17 protein-coding genes and 1 pseudogene are annotated in these 16,433 nt (G+C 71.5%); 8 read left to right on the top strand and 10 right to left on the bottom strand.

Translation table 11 applies throughout. From position 1 onward, the window contains the following. Window positions 1-146: 146 nt before the first annotated feature. The 5 genes from AB0M62_RS24235 to AB0M62_RS24215 all read right to left on the bottom strand — a co-directional run bounded on the left by AB0M62_RS24235 (window position 147) and on the right by AB0M62_RS24215 (window position 4,890). On the bottom strand, window positions 147-2,615 hold the full coding sequence (locus tag AB0M62_RS24235) for a SpoIIE family protein phosphatase (RefSeq protein ID WP_366076376.1): 2,469 nt from the start codon (window positions 2,613-2,615) through the stop codon (window positions 147-149). A gap of 253 nt (window positions 2,616-2,868) precedes the next feature. Further along, window positions 2,869-3,432, bottom strand: a complete 564-nt coding sequence (locus AB0M62_RS24230; RefSeq protein ID WP_366076375.1) for a DUF6584 family protein — start codon at window positions 3,430-3,432, stop codon at window positions 2,869-2,871. A 132-nt stretch (window positions 3,433-3,564) separates the two neighbouring features. Next, entirely contained in the window at window positions 3,565-3,813 is a 249-nt protein-coding gene (locus tag AB0M62_RS24225; RefSeq protein ID WP_366076374.1) for a hypothetical protein, read from the bottom strand. Between the two features lie 109 nt (window positions 3,814-3,922). Next, entirely contained in the window at window positions 3,923-4,588 is a 666-nt protein-coding gene (locus AB0M62_RS24220; RefSeq protein ID WP_366076373.1) for a DUF6233 domain-containing protein, read from the bottom strand. Window positions 4,589-4,593: 5 nt separating this feature from the next. Continuing rightward, window positions 4,594-4,890: a hypothetical protein gene (locus tag AB0M62_RS24215; RefSeq protein WP_366076372.1), complete on the bottom strand. Its 297-nt coding sequence runs from the start codon at window positions 4,888-4,890 to the stop codon at window positions 4,594-4,596. A gap of 173 nt (window positions 4,891-5,063) precedes the next feature. Here AB0M62_RS24215 and AB0M62_RS24210 point away from each other — a divergent pair, with 173 nt between their 5' ends. The 5 genes from AB0M62_RS24210 to AB0M62_RS24190 all read left to right on the top strand — a co-directional run bounded on the left by AB0M62_RS24210 (window position 5,064) and on the right by AB0M62_RS24190 (window position 7,414). After that, window positions 5,064-5,252: a hypothetical protein gene (locus AB0M62_RS24210; protein WP_366076371.1), complete on the top strand. Its 189-nt coding sequence runs from the start codon at window positions 5,064-5,066 to the stop codon at window positions 5,250-5,252. Window positions 5,253-5,346: 94 nt separating this feature from the next. Continuing rightward, window positions 5,347-6,138 carry a GNAT family N-acetyltransferase gene (locus AB0M62_RS24205; RefSeq protein WP_366076370.1) on the top strand — a complete coding sequence of 264 codons (792 nt, stop codon included), beginning with the start codon at window positions 5,347-5,349 and terminating at the stop codon, window positions 6,136-6,138. Window positions 6,139-6,148: 10 nt separating this feature from the next. Then, window positions 6,149-6,646: a GNAT family N-acetyltransferase gene (locus AB0M62_RS24200; RefSeq protein WP_366076369.1), complete on the top strand. Its 498-nt coding sequence runs from the start codon at window positions 6,149-6,151 to the stop codon at window positions 6,644-6,646. Window positions 6,647-6,751: 105 nt separating this feature from the next. Further along, on the top strand, window positions 6,752-7,072 hold the full coding sequence (locus AB0M62_RS24195; RefSeq protein WP_366076368.1) for a YkvA family protein: 321 nt from the start codon (window positions 6,752-6,754) through the stop codon (window positions 7,070-7,072). A 96-nt stretch (window positions 7,073-7,168) separates the two neighbouring features. Next, on the top strand, window positions 7,169-7,414 hold the full coding sequence (locus tag AB0M62_RS24190; RefSeq protein ID WP_366076367.1) for a DUF5133 domain-containing protein: 246 nt from the start codon (window positions 7,169-7,171) through the stop codon (window positions 7,412-7,414). An 83-nt stretch (window positions 7,415-7,497) separates the two neighbouring features. On the opposite strand, the gene AB0M62_RS24185 is transcribed toward AB0M62_RS24190, so the two are convergent. From AB0M62_RS24185 to AB0M62_RS24170, 4 genes are all read right to left on the bottom strand, one after another. Continuing rightward, window positions 7,498-8,391 carry a S1 family peptidase gene (locus tag AB0M62_RS24185; protein ID WP_366076366.1) on the bottom strand — a complete coding sequence of 298 codons (894 nt, stop codon included), beginning with the start codon at window positions 8,389-8,391 and terminating at the stop codon, window positions 7,498-7,500. A gap of 717 nt (window positions 8,392-9,108) precedes the next feature. Beyond that, window positions 9,109-10,176, bottom strand: coding sequence for a putative sulfate exporter family transporter (locus AB0M62_RS24180; RefSeq protein ID WP_366076365.1), 1,068 nt, complete (start codon window positions 10,174-10,176; stop codon window positions 9,109-9,111). A gap of 21 nt (window positions 10,177-10,197) precedes the next feature. Further along, the gene (locus AB0M62_RS24175; protein ID WP_366076364.1) at window positions 10,198-10,761 is read right to left on the bottom strand and encodes a cysteine dioxygenase family protein; all 564 of its coding nucleotides are present in this window, start codon (window positions 10,759-10,761) and stop codon (window positions 10,198-10,200) included. A 107-nt stretch (window positions 10,762-10,868) separates the two neighbouring features. Then, window positions 10,869-11,774 carry a LysR family transcriptional regulator gene (locus AB0M62_RS24170; protein WP_366076363.1) on the bottom strand — a complete coding sequence of 302 codons (906 nt, stop codon included), beginning with the start codon at window positions 11,772-11,774 and terminating at the stop codon, window positions 10,869-10,871. Window positions 11,775-11,869: 95 nt separating this feature from the next. On the opposite strand from AB0M62_RS24170, the gene AB0M62_RS24165 reads away from it, so the two are divergent. Then, on the top strand, window positions 11,870-13,042 hold the full coding sequence (locus AB0M62_RS24165; protein WP_366076362.1) for a threonine synthase: 1,173 nt from the start codon (window positions 11,870-11,872) through the stop codon (window positions 13,040-13,042). Then, window positions 13,039-13,223, top strand: a pseudogene (locus tag AB0M62_RS24160) (PAS domain-containing protein); the annotation flags it as partial. The gene AB0M62_RS24165 and the pseudogene AB0M62_RS24160, both read left to right, overlap by 4 nt. 60 nt (window positions 13,224-13,283) lie before the next feature. On the opposite strand, the gene AB0M62_RS24155 reads toward AB0M62_RS24160, so the two are convergent. Next, the gene (locus tag AB0M62_RS24155; protein ID WP_366076361.1) at window positions 13,284-14,264 is read right to left on the bottom strand and encodes a peptidase; all 981 of its coding nucleotides are present in this window, start codon (window positions 14,262-14,264) and stop codon (window positions 13,284-13,286) included. Between the two features lie 767 nt (window positions 14,265-15,031). Here AB0M62_RS24155 and AB0M62_RS24150 point away from each other — a divergent pair. Then, window positions 15,032-16,390 (top strand): 3-hydroxybutyrate oligomer hydrolase family protein, encoded by a 1,359-nt coding sequence (locus AB0M62_RS24150; RefSeq protein ID WP_366076383.1) that lies wholly within the window; start codon window positions 15,032-15,034, stop codon window positions 16,388-16,390. The last annotated feature ends 43 nt before the right edge of the window (window positions 16,391-16,433 follow it).

Below are 16,433 nucleotides of genomic sequence, written 5' to 3'. Positions count from 1 at the left end.
TGGCCTTTCCCTAGTGCCCGGCCGCCCCCCCGGGGGGGGGGGGGGGGGGGGCCCCCCCGCCCCCCCCGCCCCCGGGGCGAGGGGGGGGGCGGCGCCCGGACCCCCCGGGGCCCCGGGGCGCCGGCGCAACCCGCCGCGGCTGCCGGTCAGGTGGTACGCGCGCTGTCGGAGGCCGTGGCCGGTCCGGCGGAGGGCAGGGGCTGTTCCGCCCAGATCGTCTTTCCGGTGGGCGTGTAACGGGTGCCCCAGTGCTGGGTCATCTGCGCGATGAGGAAAAGCCCTCGGCCGCCTTCGTCGTCACTGCCGGCGTACCGCAGATGGGGAGACGTGTGGCCGGCGTCCGAGACCTCGCAGATCAGGGTCTTGTCCCGGATGAGCCGCACCTGGATCGGCCCCGCGGCATACCGGATCGCGTTCGTGACCAGCTCGCTCACCACCAGTTCGGTGGTGAAGACGAGTTCGTCGAGTCCCCACTCCGCGACCTGTGCGGCGGCCGCGGCTCGGACCCGGCCGACCTGCTCCGGGTCGGAAGCCAGCTCCCAGGCGGCGACCTGATGCCGGTCGAGCTTGCGCGTGCGGACGAGTAGCAGCGCGGCGTCGTCGCCCACGGCTCCCGGCAGCATCGTGGCCACCGCCTCGTCGCACAGTGCGTCCAGCGGCAGCGTGTGCCGGGTGAGGACCGCACCGAGGCGGTCCAGTTGCTCGGTGATGTCCCGGTCATGGGTCTGTACGAGGCCGTCGGTGAACAGAGCGAGGAGGCTGCCCTCCTGCAGGTCCAGCTCCGTGCTCTCGAAAGGCAAACCCCCCGTACCCAGGGGCGGGCCGGCCGGAAGGTCCGGGCATGAGACGAATCCGGTCGCGGGCTCGACCACCAGGGGAGGGAGATGGCCCGCCCGCGCCATCCGGCACTGCCCGGTCACCGGGTCGTACACCGCGTACAGGCACGTGGCCCCCAGCGCCTGGTCGTCCTCCTCCGGGATCTCCTTGCCGGCCGGGTCGATGGCCGCTCGTTCGTTGGCGGTCTGCCCGACCAGGTCGTCCAGACGGGACAGCAGTTCCTCCGGAGCCAGGTCCAGTTGGGCGAGCACTCGTACGCTCGTGCGCAGCCGCCCCATGGTCGCGGCCGCACTCAGGCCACGGCCCACGACGTCTCCCACCACGAGTCCCACGCGCGCGCCCGACAGGGGGATCACGTCGAACCAGTCCCCGCCCACGCCGGCCTCGTTGTCGGCAGGCAGATAGCGGTACGCCGGCTCCACCGCGTTCTGCCGCGGGAGCGCCTGCGGAAGCAGACTGCGCTGGAGAGTGAGCGCCGCGGTGTGCTCACGGGTGAAGCGCCGCGCGTTGTCGATGCATACGGCTGTGCGCATGGCCAGCTCGTCGGCCAGTTCAAGTTCGCCGGAGTCGAACGGGGCGGGGTTGTGGTCACGCGTGAAGCTCACCAGCCCGAGCGTGGTGCCTTCGGATCGCAGGGGTACGACGAGCTGCGAGCGCGCCGGAGGCATTCCCGGCGCGGCGCCGTCCCCCGCCACGCGCTCGAGCACCGGCCGCCCGGACGCCAGCGAACGAGCCTGGGGGGAATCCGGCGAGTGGTCGATCAGGGCCGGCTCACCGTACGTGGTCCCGCCCGGCCTCGTCGCCTCGTCTCCGGCCCCTCCCCACACCCGCACCATGCGGATTGCCGGTGCGGTTCCGGGTGGGGGCTGCTCACCTTCCAGCACCGCTTCCCAGAGGTCGACCGTGACCGCGTCCGCGAATCGGGGAACGGTGACCTCGGCCAACTCCTGCGCGGTGCGGTCCATGCGCAGCGTCGTGCCCACGCGCTCGCCGGCCCTGACGAGAAGATCCAGCCTCTGCTGAGCGAGATAGCGATCGGTGATGTCCACCGTCTCCTCGCACACGCCCAGCAGAGTTCCTCTGGTGTCCTGCAGACGGTAGTACGAGCACGACCAGACGTGGTCGCTGTCGGGGTCGAAGGGCGGGCGGCCACGGTAGTGGAGGTCGACGACGGGTTCGCCGGTGGCGAGCACGTGGTTCATGACCTCGGTCAAGGTCGGCGGATAGCGCGCCGACAGGACTTCCCCCTGCGCCACCATGTCGTCGGGGCCCACCCCCATGTAGTCGGTGTCGCCCATCTCCTTGTACAGGGCCCCGTTCGTCCACACCACCCGCAGGTCCATGTCGTAGATGGCCAGACCGACGGGCGACTCCGTGGCGAGCCCGCGCAGCATCGACTGCTTCGCTTCCCACTGCTCCGTTTCCGCCGCGTCGGCCACGTTCAGCAGCCGGGCTGCCCCGCCGTCGGCGTGGGAAAGCGGGAGCACTCCCGCGGACATGCGCATGAGGTGGCCGTCCCGGTGCCGGACGAGGAGCTCGCCGCGACGGAAGTGCATGCCACCCGCCGTGTCCGGGGCCAGCAGATCCCCGGGCCCGGACTCCACGAAACCGGTGACGGGGCGTCCGAGAACCTCCTGGGGCGGATATCCCAGCAGGCTCTGTGCAGTCGGACTCCACCCGATGACGGTGCCGCCGGCATCGAGGACAGCCGTGGCTGCGCGCGTGACATCGAGGGGGCCGCGGAAGTCGGCGTCCTCGGCTGCGTGTACCGGGCGCATGGCACCTGCCTCTCCGTCCCTTCAGGATCAGCCTGACCTCCGGACGGCACAACCGTGTCGGCCGTGTGGCCGCGCTCGAAGCCGGTGCAGGCCGCTGGACAAACACACGTCCGAGTGGTTTATCATTCATCTACGTGCGGAAGTCGCAGGCGAAGTCCATGCACCCGCACCCCTTGACTGCCCCGGCTGGTCCCCCCGTCCAGCCGGGGCTCTTCTCTGTCACCCGGCACGCGACTCGCATGCGCCGACCGGCTCAGCCGGTGAGCCGGTCGATGAGGAACCGGACGAGAGTCACCAGTCCGACGCCGAGGAGCAGCGTCACCAGCGCGCAGCCGGAGAAGAGGAGGAAGCCCGCCCAGGCGCTCTCCTCGGACGCGGCCTCGTCGTGCGCACGCCGGCGCGGACGCTCGTACGCGAGGGGCTCGCCGCTCTCCCGCTCGGCCAGTTCCCGCAGCTCGCGCAGGCGTCCCGCGGCGACCGGCGTGGCCGCGTCCGACTCGGGGCCGACCCAGCGCAGTGCTCTCATCCGGCCCTCGGCACCGGCGAACGCGCGCTCGAACGCGGCGGTCTCGTCCGAGTCGCGGTGATCGCCGAGGTAGCTCCAGCGGCCGGCCTGGTCCGCCTCGCCGAGCAGTCGGCAGACGGCGGCGAGCCGCTCCCGTATCTCCAGGTCCTGCGGGAAGGACCCCACCAGGCCCAGAAGACGCCGGCGGGCACTTAGCGCGCTCGCCAGGTCTCCGGCAGCGGCTTCGGCGGCAGCGGTACGCAAGGTCGACTCTCTCGGCATGGCGTTCATGGTGCCGGGAGGGGCGGGCATGCGCTCCTGATTTGATTCGCGGCTTCTGATGCGGGGCGTCAGAAGCGGGGCGTCGCGGCAGCCGGGCGCGGGATGACGGCTGCGGCGTACTTCTCGGATCGTGCCGGGCTCGTCCGATCCCGAAGGCACGCCCTACCGCTGACAGGGGTCCGGTGAGCCGACGCCCGCGTCCGTGCAGAGCCCGGCGACAAGTGCGAAGAACGCCGCTTCGTTGCCCGCCAACTCGGCGTCGCTGAGGGCCTGGTCGGCCTCGGCCATCGGAACGGCAAGTACCTGCACGGGCGTCGGGGCCGTCGCCGGGCCCTCGAGAACGGCGCGGGCGGTCCGCAGTAGCCTCAGGTAGGCCTGAGCCGCAGCGATTTCGTGAGTGGTGGCGATCATCTTGGCTCCTGTCGGGAAGAGTGTGGACCTCAAGCTTCCCTGCCGGGACTGACAACGGCCCTCGCCTGCGGGGCGTGTTGACCCGTGTTGACCACCGAACGCGCGCCGCTCAGGCGCGGCGCCGCTCTCCACCGGCGCCGGGCTCCTGCCAGGGGTCGGACACGGCACCCGTTCCGCGCTGCCGGCGGATCTCCTGGAGCCCCTCGTCCGCACCGCACGTGTCGCATGCTCTGACGCCAGGCCGGGCGAGGGCTTCCAGCGCTTGATCGGTGGTCAGCGCGGTCCGCTCGTCGCTGACGAAGCAGCCGGCGCGGTGCACGACGGCCGGCCGTGGTCCGCTCGCGTCGTACGCGATGCGCAGACGCTGGAGGGTCCACCTGTCCGGGGACCGGCGTTCGGGCGGCCGGGGCCGAGCCCCCGTGGCGTCGGGTGCCGGAGCCGGTGGGGGCCGGCGGCCGGTGCGGGCCCGGACGACCGCCTCCCGGTGGCGGCGCATCGGTACGTCGCGGTAGTCCACCCCGGCGACCGGCCTGACATGTGTGGAGGGCACGTCGAACTCGACGTCGCTCGGTTCGGACACCTCTCGGCCGCCCAGTTGCACGGCTGCCCACAGTGTCACCGACACCCGGTACATCCACGCGCCGGTGTTCGCCTGCCAGCGCCGGTGCAGCCTGCCGAAGAGCTCCTGGTCGTCGTAGAGCACGATCTTGATTGGGGGAGTGGGCGGCGCGGACGGTATCTCCCCGTCCGCGAGCGCCGGCCGTTCGTCTTCCATGGCGCTTACGCCGCCTCGGCCCCGGCTGTACGGACGTGCGTGAGCTCCGTGCGGGCATCCACGACCCGGCCGCGGCCCACTGCCGCCCAGTGCGGGTGCGTCGGCACGGCTGCCGACAGCCGCGGCACGCGCTCGCGCAGCCGCCGCGTGCCGTACGTCCTGGCGGCCGCGGTCCGTCCCGCGGCCGGCTCCGCGCACCAGGGCGGGGCTCCGTACGGCGCCTTGTACCGAGCGCGCACGCGGTGCAGCCGGAGCTGCAGGGCACACAGCCGGCCAGGAATGGGAGAGTCGCAGGTCGTCACCCTTCGATCGTACCTCTGTTCGAATTCCGGTCGGGCCCGCGGCCGCCCGCGTTCACCCGTATGCCCGCCGGTGGAACGCGGGGCGGTGCGTACTCGGGTTCCGCGTCGTTGATCCGGGTGAGCGACTGCCCACCCGGGGCGGATCGCCGGCCGTCCCGTACTGGAGCCGCACCATGAGCAGCACCGCCTTCCGTACCGCCGTCACCGCGAGCACCCTGGCCACGGTGTCCCTGCTGAGCCTCCCCGCCCACGCGGACGGCGGGCCCTCCGAACACGTGAAGGTCGGAGTCGTGCAGGACGACCGGGTCGACATCGCGAACACCCTCGTGCAGGCCGGGGACCTTCTCGAGGCAACGTCGTAGGTCCCGGCGTGCGCCGTCGGCCGGCCCGGGGGCCGCACCGCTGAGCGCGGGAAAAGCATTGGTGGGTTCGCCCCCGCGCTGCTGCAATGTACGGATGGATCCCGACGAGGTGCTCGCCCTGTTCGACCGGCAGATGCGGCGGGACGCCCCGGCCGAAGGCCCCGGAGGCCGGGTCGAGCGGGTCTGCGGCGTCGTCCGGCAGGTCGGCGCAGGCGGTGACGACTGGAGTGGCGTCGTCTGGTCGGACCTCGACCGGGTCACGGCGGGGCCGGCGATCGCCGCGCAGGTGCGGTACTTCACCTCGCTCGGCCGCTCCTTCGAATGGAAGCTGTATGCCCACGACCGGCCCGACGGCCTGGCCGCCCGGCTGGAGGCGGCCGGGTTCACGCCGGAGGACGAGGAGACGCTGATGGTCGCCGAACTCGGCGGCCTTCCGGCCGCTGTCGACCTGCCCGCCGGCGTCCGGCTCCGTCCGGTGAACGACCCGGCAGACGTGGACCTTGTGGCGGACGTGCACGAGCAGGCCTTCGGCACGAGCGGCGCCGGGCTGCGGAAGAGGCTGCGCGCGCAACTCGAACGCAGTCCCGAGACCGTCAGCATGACCGTCGCGATGGCGGACGGCCTGCCGGTGTGCGCGGCGCGCATGGAACTGCATCCGGACACCGACTTCGCCGGCCTGTGGGGCGGCGGCACCGTTGCCCCCTGGCGGGGCAGGGGCATCTACCGGGCCCTGGTCGCCCACCGGGCCCGTATCGCCGCGGACCGCGGCTACCGCTACCTGCAGGTCGACGCATCCAGTCAGAGCCGCCCGATCCTGCACCGGCTCGGATTCGTACCGCTGAGCACCACCACCCCTTACGTGTATCGGCCGGCCAGGGATCAGTAATACTCTCTGTATGAGTCCGGCGATTACCACAGGGCGCGGGCCGCGCGGGGCGGCCCCGGTCATCAGGCGGGCGACCGCACGCGACGCGAAGCGGCTCACCAGGCTCGTACGGACCTCCCGTGCGTACGAAGGCCCGTACGCCCCGATGGTTGCCGGCTACCGGGTCGGACCCGACTACATCGAGACGCACAAGGTCTTCGTGGCGGTCGGGGCCGACGACCGGCTGCTGGGCTTCTACGCCCTTGTCCTCTCCCCGCCCGAGCTCGACCTGATGTTCGTCTCCGACGCGGCCCAGGGGCTCGGTATCGGCCGCGGCCTCGTCGAGCACATGAGGGGCGAGGCGCGCCGCGCCGGACTCACGGGTGTCCGGGTCGTCTCGCATCCCCCCGCGGAGGGCTTCTACCGCAGCATGGGCGCCGTACGGGTCGGTATCGAGGCCGCGCGTCCACCCGCGGTGATGTGGGACCGGCCGGAACTTCTCATCCCCGTCGACGGCCGTCTGCCCTGAGCGTTGGCGCGTCCGGGTGTTGAGGTGTGGCTCGGCGATATCCCGGGCCGTGGCCGGGTATCCGGTCAGAGGACGTCGGGTGAACCGGCCGAACGGGGAGCGCCCATGAGTACCGAACTCCAGGTCGTCGTCGCGGTGGTGGTGGTAGTGGCCGCCATCACGCTGGGACTGGTCATCGCCCTGGTCGTCAGGATGGTGCGGGTTCGCCGTGAGCTGCGCCGGGCGGGAGTGCCCGCCGGAAGCCGCTGGGCATTCTGGGGCGCGCTGGCCTACGTAGTGCTCCCGGTCGACCTGCTGCCGGATCCCGTGCTGCTCGACGACATCGGCGTACTGCTGCTGGCGTTGAGGTCGCTGCACGCGACGGCGGAACGCGAGGGCGGGTCCCAGTCCTTGTCGCCGTCGCCGTCACCGTCCACGCGGTCCTGACCGGCCGCGGGTGCGTACGGCGGGCATGGAAGTGCGAGCACGGGGCAGCCGGGTGTGGAGCGACCGGACCCGCCCGTCGAAGTGAGGAGTACCCCCGTGCTGCTGGCCCACCCCGTCATCCTGAACAACCTCGTCGAGCGATACCGGTGCCTTGCCGCGCTGCACGCGGACGCCGGCAGCCCGGCGGGTCGAAGCGAGTTCCAGGATGTCGCCCACCTGCTCTGTGTCGCGACCGGTACGAGCGATGTGGCGGCCGCCCTGGTCGCGGCTCGCTACCGGCTTCCCGGCGCCCGTACCGCGGACGACTCGCTGGTCGGCAGCGCGCCCGAGCGGGTCGTCTGAGCGGGTCGTCTGAGCGGTCGGCCGGAGAAGCGAGAAACCGGCGGGTCCGCCTGCGCGGACCCGCCGGTCTGTTCAGCGGCGCATCAGAAGACGCTCACCCCGTAGGCGCTCAACGCCTCGGTGACGGGCTGGAAGAACGTGGTACCGCCGGAGGAGCAGTTGCCACTGCCGCCCGACGTCAGACCGAGTGCGGTGCTGCCGGAGAACATGGCGCCGCCGCTGTCGCCGGGCTCGGCGCAGACGTTGGTCTGGATCATGCCGTAGACGACATCTCCGCCACCGTAGTTCACGGTCGCGTTGAGGCCGGTCACCGTGCCGCCGCGCAGGCCGGTGGTGCTGCCGCTGCGCTGGACGGACTGACCGACGTAGGCGTTCCCCGCGCCGGTGATGTCACGGTAGGAGCCGTTGTAGAGGTAGACCCTGCCATCGGCGGCCGAGGCGTTGGAGTGCCGGATGATGCCGTAGTCATTGTTGGGGAAGCTGGATCCCGCCGTGGGGCCCAGGACCGTGGTGTGAGCGGAGTTGGTGTACCAGGTGCCGCCGATGTTGGTGCAGTGACCCGCCGTGAGGGCGTAGTAGGTGCTGCCACTGCGGACGTTGAAGCCGAGCGAGCAGCGGCTGCCGCCGGCGTAGATGGCCTGGCCGCCCGCGATGAGCTTGTTGAACTTGCCAGGGGTACGCCTGATCTCGAGCGCGCCCGCCCGGTCGCCCGCGGCCTTCCTTATCTCCGCCAGTTCGGCGGCCGAGACCGTGTCGTCCGCCGTGACGACGAGCTTGCCCGACGACTTGTCCGTGTACCAGGCGGTGCCTGCCACATCGGCCTCCAGCACAGCGTCGCTCGCCTGGGCCAGTTGCGCGGTGGTCGCCCGGACGTTGTCGGCCGGCTCGGCCGCGGCAGTGGGGGCGGCGGCCAGTGCGCAGACGGCCAGAAGGCTCGTTGCCACAGAGATCAGGGGGGTGAAGCGCTTGATGTTCACTACATCCTCCGATTGGGGGGATCCGGGGCCCGCTGGGTGGGCGGACCCGAACGCGGCACGGCAGCCGGGGTGGGACGGTTGGCGCCACCGACATGGCCCTGACAAGTCGTGTCGTAGGGATACTCGCCTCCGGTTCGCTCTGCGGCAAGATCGGCTTTCGGCCGCTCTACGCGCGTCCACCGTGAGAGCCAGCCACCCGCGCGTAGGGACAGGGTGCCGGACGGGCGTCACCTCACGGCGGGAGTTCCGCGCACGGGTCGGGGAGTGCATGGCGAGGGTCCGTTGGCCGTTTGCTGGAGCACGGTCGGGACGCAAGTGGCCGGAGCGCCGGGACCTGTTGCCCGGGACGAGTGGGGTCCGGTAACTGGAACGCCGTTTCCTGTTTCCGCTGCTGAGAGTGGCAGGATCCCCCGTGTCGGGTCACCGGAGCCGAACCCTCTTCCCCGTGCGGGCGGCCTGAGCCGGTGCTCGGAGTCCCGTACGTGTGCGGTGGCTCCCGCACACGCCGGGCCGGCAGCCCGGCAGCCCGGCAGCGCGGCTCACGCCCCGCGGGTTGGCCCTGCGGGCGAGGGGCCCGCGCCGGCCGTGGACGCGGCAGCCGGGCCGGCGGCGCTGTGTTATGCGTCAATCGCCACCGTTCACCCATCGGGCACGCGTGTCCGGAATTCGACAGCGCTCCCGTCGGGCGCCGCGTCGGCGGGCGCGTTGGCGCCGGGGTCAGGCCGTCGTCAGCAGTACGCCCGCGTACGACGCTCCCGCGATCATCACCCACGCGCTCAGGCCCAGCACCGCGATCCTGCCCCCGGTCCGGGCGAGAGTGGGCAGGTGGACCATGCTGCCGAGGCCGAACAGGGCCGCGGCGAGCAGCAGTTCCTGAGCGCCGTGTGCGGTATCGAGTGCGATGCCGGGCAGGTGACCGGTGCTGCGCAGGCCGACCATCGCCAGAAAGCCGAGCACGAACAGCGGAACCGGTGTCGGGCGTTCGGCTGTGCGCCGGGCCCGGTCTCCGCCGTACTGCTGTCGCCTTCGTACGGCCAGGGCCACCGCAGCCACGAGCGGCGCCAGCAGTGCCACCCGCATCAGTTTGACGAGTACGGCCTCGCCGAGCGCGCCGGGTCCGGCGGCCTGGGCCGTCGCCACCACCTGGCCCACGTCGTGGACGCCCGCCCCCGCCCAGCGCCCGAACTGCGCGTCGGTGAGCCCCAACGGGTACTGCAGCAGAGGCAGTACGGCGATTGCCAGGGTGCCGCACAGGGTGACCAGGGCGACCGAAGCGGCCATGTCCTCCTCGTCGCTGCCCGAGACCTCGCCGACCGCGCCGATGGCGGATGCCCCGCAGATCGAGTAGCCGGCCGCTATCAGCAACGGCTGGTCCCCGCGCAGACCGATCCGGCGGCCCAGCCACCAGGTGCCGAGGAAGGCGGCGGTCACCACGGCCAGCACCATGGTGACCGTGGCCCAGCCCAGGCCGCGTATGTCGTCCAGGCCCAGCCGCAGACCGAGCAGGACGATGCCGAGGCGCATCAGCCGCCTGCCCGCGAGTGACAGACCGGGACGGCCGGCGCCCCGTACGCATCCTCGTGTACCCGGCAGATGCGCGGCGGCGATGCCGAGCGCCACGGACGCGGTGAGCACCGGTACGGCGGGCACCAGCAGGTGGACCGACCAGGCCGCGCCGACACCGAGGACGGCGAGCGAGAGGCCGGGCACGATGGAGGGCGCCACCGCCCGGCGCCGCGGCACGTGGAGCGTGCGCAGGCGGGCGCCCTCTTTGAGGAACACCATCAGAGTGTCATCAGAGCGCCGTCAGCAATCGGCCGGCAGCGTGTACACCCGGCGGATGCTGCTGCCGAGCCGGGAGATGTCGGCGCCGTAGACGTGAAGGGATATCGCCGTGCCGCGGCAGGAGTTGCTTACCTGGTGGATGTCTCCCGGCGGAGCGAAGCCGCACACGTCACCCTCCGCGTTGACCACATCGCCGGTGGCGACCAGTCGGCCGGTGTCGCCGTCGGGGACCAGCCGGTAGCGGCGCTCGCTCTCCTGGCCGCGGTGAACTCCCGTGACGCACCACGACACATGGTCGTGCACCGGTGTCCGCTGCCCGGGCAGCCAGACGAGGGCGACGACGGAGAAGCTGCCGTCCTGCTCGGCGTGCAGGATGTGCTGGCGGTACCGCAGCGGGTCGCCGAGGCACTGGTGGGGGAGCAGGAGGTCCGGCGTACCGAGATGGGGCGCCAGCCGTTCGCCGACCCGGGTCGCCGTCGGCGCGGGTGGCAGGCCCCGCTCGACGACGGCCCGTGCCTCGGCGACGAAGGCGTCGAGCCGCGCGGTGCGGACTGTCGTGGGCCCGGGAGCGGTCGGTGAGGTCATACGGGTAGCGTCGGGGCACCCGGTCCCCGCGTCCAACGACAGTTGTTTCGCCGGACGCCAACTCCGGCTTATGGATGGCCGTGCGGAGGACACGTACGGCGACAGGCTCAGCAGCCCACCTTGTTGGCCGCCACGGCACGGAGTTCGTCGAGCACCAGGGCGGTGGCCGGGATCCGCAGATGCTCCCGGAGAACGTAGGCGCAGACCCGGCGGCGGGACGCGGGGTCCAGCGGGCGCCCGGTGACCTTCTTGTGGCACATGAAGGAGAGGACCAGAGCCGGCACCATGGCGACACCGAGCCCCTCCGCGACCAGGCTCTGCACCACCAGGTTGTCGTCGGTGGCGAACGCGACGTCCGGCGCGAACCCCAGCTCCGCGCACTCGTGCAGGAGGTTCGCGCGACAGCGCAGGCACCCGGCGATCCACCGTTCACCGGCCAGATCGGTGATCTTGACCGAGCGGCGCCGGGCGAGCGGGTGACCGGTCGGCAGGAGGACGGTCAACTGGTCCTCCATCAGCAGGATCTCCACCACCTCGTCCGGAACCTCGTCGTGCAGGCCTGGATAGGTGAAGGCGAGGGTGAGGTCGCACTCGCCGCGCACCAGCCGCCGCAGCGACTCGGGCGGCTCGTCCTCCAGCAGCTCGACCCGGACACCGGGGTGGCCGGTCGCCAGCCTGGACAGCGCTTCGGGCACCAGAGTGGCGTTGGCACTCGGGAAGGCGCACACGCGTACGCGGCCGGTCCGCAGCCGGGTGAGGGCGGTGAGCTGCTGCTGGGCGGCGGAGAGGCTGCCCAGGATGACGTCCGCGTGGCGCACCAGAGTCTCGCCGGCCTCGGTCAGCCGCATACGACGGCCGACACGGAGGAACAGCGGGGTGCCCACTGCCCGTTCGAGCGCTTTCATCTGCTGCGTGATGGCCGGCTGCGTATAGCCCAGGGAGCGGGCGGCGGCCGAGTAGGAGCCGGTTTTGACGACCTCGTGGAACGTCCGGATGTGCCGGGAGTCGAACACGCCTCGGAGCATAAGCGGAGCCTGGGAAAGCGCAACGGGGCCTCGGCGGCCACCCACATTGACAGCAAATGTAAATGTGGACAGCCTGGCCAACCATGGAAGCGACGGCGGCACCCAGTTACGTCGACCAGCGGTCCGGCCGGACCTACCCGATCGACGATCTGCGCTGGCGCGGCGACGACGGCGCGCCCCTGACCGTGAGCCCGCAGCCCGGCATCACACGCGGCGACGTGGACACGGGTACGCGTTCACTGTGGCGCTACCGGGCGGCGCTGCCCCTGGACATCACGCGTCCGGTCTCCCTGGGCGAGGGCTGCACGCCGCTGGTCGAGAAATCGTGGGCCGGCGAGCGGATCGGGTTCAAACTCGAGTGGTTCAGTCCGACGGGCAGCTTCAAGGACCGCGGCACGAGCGTGATGATCTCCCTGCTCGCGCAGCAGGGGGTCACCGAGGTGGTCGAGGACAGTTCCGGAAACGGCGGCGCGTCCGTTTCCGCCTACTGCGCGGCGGCCGGAATCCGGGCCCGGATCCTGGCGCCCGAGTCGACCTCGCCGGCGAAGATCGTGCAGAGTCGGGCGTACGGCGCCGAGGTTCAGCTCGTACCGGGCGGCCGGGAAGCCACCGCGGCCGAAGCGCTGCGCCAGTCTGCCCACACGCACTACGCCGGCCACAACTGGCATCCGTTCTTCCTGCAGGGCACGAAGACGCTCGCGTACGAACTGTGGGAGGACCTCGGCTTCAGCGCTCCCGACAACATCGTCACCGTGGCCGGCGCGGGCAGCATCGTACTGGGCTGCGACATCGGCTTCTCGGAACTGCTGGCTGCGGGTGCGATCCGGAGACGGCCGAGGCTGCTGGTCGCACAGCCCGCCAACTGTGCGCCGCTCCATGCGAGTTTCCACGCCGGATCGGACACGCTCGTACCGGTCGACCACGCCCCGACCATCGCCGAGGGCGCGGCCATCCCCGAACCCGTCCGGCTCCCGGAGGTGCTGGCGGCGATCCGGCGGTCCGGCGGAGACATGGCGGCCATACCGGAGGCCGACATCGAGTCCGCGGTACGCCGCCTGGCGGCAATGGGACTGTACGCCGAGCCGACGAGCGCGACCGCGGCCGCGGCTGTTGACGTCTTCAGGGCGCGGGGGGCCATCGGGCGGGGGCAGACCACGGTGGTTCTGCTCACCGGTTCCGGGATGAAGGCCACCACCACCATGAGCCGCCTGTTCACGCCCGACGGCCGGGACGGGACGACGGGCGGTGCCGGGTGAGCGCCGAGGACGAACTGCTGCTGCGAGAGGTGGAGAAGATCGCCGTGCCGGTCGGATGTTCCCGGGCCTGTGCGAGGCCGTGCTCCACGACCTGCGTGAGCCCGGTCATGCCGTCCGGGCGGTCGAGACCGACCTTTCCGGCCGCTTGGCGGGCGAGGCGGCCACCGAACTGGGCCTCGCAGCCGGCGGCCGGCACGGAGTGCGTACCGGCCGCCATGGCGCGCACGGCGACGCAGGCGTCTCAGGAAGCCTGTGCCTGGTCGTAGAGGGCCTTCGCTTCGTTGCCGAAGTACGGACCGAACATCCGGTTCGGCAGGAAGGTGTAGCCGAAGCTGTTCACCGAGGCCTGCAGGCCCGTTCCGGTCGACTCGTTGAAGGAGACGAACCACGGACCGCCGCTCGAGCCGCCCGTCATGTTGCATCCCAGGCTGTGGTCCTGGGAGAACAGGAAGTCCTTCGAGGAGTTCCCGCTGCAGTGGATGAGCTTGGAGCCGTCGTACGGGGCTGCCGCCGGGAAGCCGAAGGCGTACATGGCCTTGTTGTACCCGCCGTTGAACTGCAGCCCCTGCGCTCCGACGACCTGGGTCAGCTTCTGGCCGTTCAGCGGGTTCACCACGGCGGCGCCGATGTCGTGGTTGATGTCCTCGCCGGCCGCCCACTGCGGCGTGGCCAGCGTCTTCGACGCCGTCCATGTGCCGTACGGGGTCTGTCCGTTGTTGTAGGCGGGGACGAAGACCCAGTTGGTGTGCCAGCTGCCCTGATACTTCACGCAATGCCCGGCGGTGATCACCGTGCTGGCGTTCTGACTGGTCACGGCGTTGCCCGAACAGGATGCGGTCCGGCCCTGGAAGGTGAAGAACACCCGGCCGGAGGTCTTCACGACAGCGCCGCCGCCGGTCCAGGGTCCACCGGCCTGCGGGAAGGACTTGACGCCCGCGGACGGGCTGGTGGGCGCGACGGTGGAGGGCGGACCCCCGGCTTTCCGGGCGCGCAGGGCACCGGGACTGACTGCGGTCAGGTCGAGCGGTGTCGCCTTGCGCATCCGTTCGGCGGTCCAGAAGCCGCTGACCTGCTTCTGGGCGGCCGCCGAGGTGGCCGCGCCGTGGGTGGCCGCCGGGGCGGGCACCGTGGCGGCGCCCGCCGCGGTGGCCTGCAGTCCTGTGGTGAGCAGAGCGCCTGCGGCGAGCAGGATGCCGACGGCGATGGGACGGGGACGCCTCACGCGTACTCCTTCTGCCAAGGCCGCGCGGGGTTCCGCGCGGTCCGTGTGGGGGCCGGGCCGTGGTGTGAGCGGTCCGGGCAGACAAGGGGTGCGGATTCGAAGTGCGTGAGGCAGAGTGCCACGCATCGACGCGATTGTCAGGAGCGCATCAAAGTCAATGGCTGGATGCGGCTGCCACCTCGCGGCCGGTGCGGTGACGGGCGTGCCCGGGCGCTCCCGGACTTCACCCGGCTAGATTTCTTCTGCGTAATCTCACCCGGAGTGTCGAAATGCAGACTTCCCGGGGATCGGGACCTGGGCGCCGGAGGAGATCCAGGCGCACATCGCGTTCATGATGGAGACGAACCAGAAGCTCGCCGAAGCGGGCGAGCTGGTCGAGGCGCAGGGACTCGCCGGGCCGGAGACGGCCCGGATCGTCCGGGCTCACGGCGACGGCACTCCCTTGATCACCGAGGGACCGTTACCGGAGTCGAAGGAGTCCTGTCCCTCCTCCGGGCCCGATAGCAGGGGCTGCGGCAGCGGCGCAACGGGGCGGGGACCTCCGGGAGTTCACGCGATTGTGGGTGGCATCGCCATTCAGCACGGGTGGTTGCGGCTTCTACGGTTACCGGCACCCCGGCCCGCCGGCCTCAACCCCCTCTTTTCCGGAGGTATCCGTGTTCCTGTCCGTGGCCCGTGCCGTACCGTCGGGACCAACTGCGCGGGGTGCAGGGCCGGCGTCCCGCACCCGCCTGCACCGGCGGGCCGTTGCCACCGCCGCGGTGCTCGTGACACTCGCCGCCGTCCCCGCGGCCGCCCAGCGGCCCGGCGACACCGAACGTGGTGACGCCGGCCACTGCGCGCGGATGGACCGGCTGAGGGTGCCCGGCGCCGAACTCCAGGAGACGTCCTGCCTCGGCGAGTTGACCACCGCCGGGACCGTCTCCTCCGGTCACACCGACCAGGCCGACTGGGCGGGCCTGACTCCCGCCGGACTGGCCACTCCGAGCGGCGTACCCGGCATCCAGATCGACGGCTACTTCCCCGACACCTCGGCCACCAACACCAACCACGGCTGGAAACACGACTCGCAGTTCGTCGTCCGCCTCCCCGACCGGTGGAACGGCGGACTCGTCGTCGCCGGCTCACCCGGGGTCCGCGAGCAGTACGCCAACGACCGGGCGATCGGGGACTGGGTACTGTCGCGCGGGTACGCGTTCGCCGCCACGGACAAGGGCAACACGGGCGCCGCCTTCCACCGGGACGGCGACGAACCGGGCGACGCGATCGCGGAATGGAACAGCCGGGTCACGCAACTCACCCGTGCCGCACGAGCGGTGGTCGCACAGCGCTATCAACGGCCGCCCACCCGAACGCTCGCCACCGGCATGTCCAACGGCGGCTACCTGGTGCGCTGGCAGCTGGAGAACCACCCCGGGCTCTACGACGGGGGCGTCGACTGGGAAGGCACCCTCTGGCGTACCGAAGGACCGCACATCCTCACCTTCATGCCGCCCGCACTGCGCGCCTACCCGGCGTACGCCGCCGGTGGTGAGGGAGCGGAGCGCGCCCACCGGGACATGCTTGCCGCGGGCTACCCGGCCGGCTCGGAGTTCCTGTGGCCGTTCCACCACCAGGTCTACTGGGATCTGACCCAGCGGATCTACCGGGAGGAGCTGGACCCCGGCTTCGACGGCCCGACCGAGGCCGGAGACCCGTACTGCACGCCCGGCACCCCCGCGTGCGACGCCGATTACGACTACGCGTCCAGGCCGCAGCAGGTGCGCGACGCGGTGGCGAAGATCGCCCTGAGCGGCCGGATCGGCAAGCCGCTGATCACCCTGCACGGCACACTCGACGTACAGCTGCCCGTCAGTGAGCAGTCCGACGTCTACGCCCGCATGGTGCGTGACACGGGCCGTGGCGGCCTGTTCCGCTACTACCGCGTCGAGGCGGGTACACACGTCGACTCGCTCTTCGACGCCTTCCCCGACCGGCTGCGGCCTCTGGTTCCCTGCCATCGCTCCGCGTTCACGGCACTTGAGGACTGGCTCCGCCGGGAAGAGCAGCCGCCGTCCAGCCGGACCCTGCCACGTCCCGGCTCAGCTGACACGGCGTCACTGCTGACGCGGTGCCCGCTCGGTTAGAACCTGTCCGGCGGTGTTCGCGGTCACGACAAGACCGCGGACA

Origin of the sequence: Streptomyces sp. NPDC051219 (assembly GCF_040682335.1) — a bacterium.
Taxonomy (GTDB): domain Bacteria; phylum Actinomycetota; class Actinomycetes; order Streptomycetales; family Streptomycetaceae; genus Streptomyces.
Note: the sequence above shows the minus strand (reverse complement) of the source record. Positions and strands in the feature narration are given on the sequence as shown.